The organism is Paraglaciecola sp. MB-3u-78, assembly GCF_002835935.1.
GTDB lineage: Bacteria > Pseudomonadota > Gammaproteobacteria > Enterobacterales > Alteromonadaceae > Paraglaciecola.
Genome location: NZ_PJCF01000043.1, coordinates 1 through 1,057, shown reverse-complemented (window position 1 = coordinate 1,057; position 1,057 = coordinate 1). Strand labels below are relative to the sequence as shown.

General features: G+C 43.5%; 3 protein-coding genes. All 3 read right to left on the bottom strand.

Annotation, left to right across the window (positions count from 1 at the left end; translation table 11 throughout):
- Nucleotides 1-273, bottom strand: a 273-nt coding sequence (locus CXF95_RS26230) for a transposase (RefSeq protein ID WP_304528719.1), incomplete at its 3' end; no start/stop codon positions are given.
- A 35-nt stretch (nt 274-308) separates the two neighbouring features.
- The gene (gene tnpB / locus CXF95_RS26225) at nt 309-674 is read right to left on the bottom strand and encodes an IS66 family insertion sequence element accessory protein TnpB (protein WP_101197784.1); all 366 of its coding nucleotides are present in this window, start codon (nt 672-674) and stop codon (nt 309-311) included.
- Entirely contained in the window at nt 671-973 is a 303-nt protein-coding gene (locus tag CXF95_RS26220; RefSeq protein WP_101197783.1) for a hypothetical protein, read from the bottom strand. Before CXF95_RS26220 ends, tnpB begins: the two co-directional genes overlap by 4 nt.
- Nucleotides 974-1,057: the final 84 nt, after the last annotated feature.

The window sequence follows — 1,057 nt, the reverse complement described above, 5'->3', positions numbered from 1 at the left end:
GAACAAGTTACCTTGCTCTGGCGGGGTTTGTTCAGAGCTGCTGCCAAAGCGTTTGCTATTAGATAAGCGTAAATACTCTTCGAGTAACTCAACGCGCTTTTTAAGTGAATCGATGACATCAGACTTCTTTTCGATGATGTCACTTTGCTCTGCAATCAGTGTTTCTTTTTCCCCAATCACCCCGTCTTTTTCAGACAGCATAGCTTGCAACCTTGACATGGTATCGGTGTCGCTAAAAGCCTTGTTTTTATGGGTGTTGGGCGGTAATTTCATGCCCGATATTATACTAAACTTGAGGCTAAAAAGCCCTAAAAAACACTGTCGAAATGCAACTTTTTATGGCCCTTCATGGCACTAATATCAAGACCATCAAGTAGCCAGTTTATTTGCTGGCCGTTGAGTGTTATCACCTCCTTTTCACACCTCGGCCAAATGAATCTATCTTCCTCTAGGCTTTTGTAATACAGCACGAAACCATTGTTTTCCCAGAACAGACATTTGATTTTAGTGCGCCGTTTATTGGTGAACACATACAAGTGACCCGAAAAAGGGTTGTGACCCAACTCACATTCGACAATGGCGCTAATGCCTCGAAATGACTTACGGAAGTCAATTGCCTGCGGATATAGATAAATATGCGTAAGCGACATGCACGGGCGCATCGCACTTGTCATGACAATGCCGCCGTTAGCTGTTTCACCACATCGATATTATTGGGCGCAATACCCGATAACGACAGGCCATTGGCGAAGTGCAGCGTTAATAATTCTGGCTTGGGTAAATACTCTGGAATAGGCAATGCAATGAAACCCGTTTTGACCGGTGCTGTTTCTTGCGTTTCTAATCTACGCTTATGGTGACTTAGTCGCTGCGGGTTTAGTTGATGCTTTTTACAATACTGCGTTTGTGTTAATGCTGAATCCTTCCATTGGCTTACGTGTTGCTGCCAAAAGATGATGGGTTGTTTTGACATGTCATTTCCTCACTTGATTTCAGTGACGAAATTATGCACCAGCGGTAATGGTAAAATAAGACCGTGGGTTTATTTGGCGCTTAC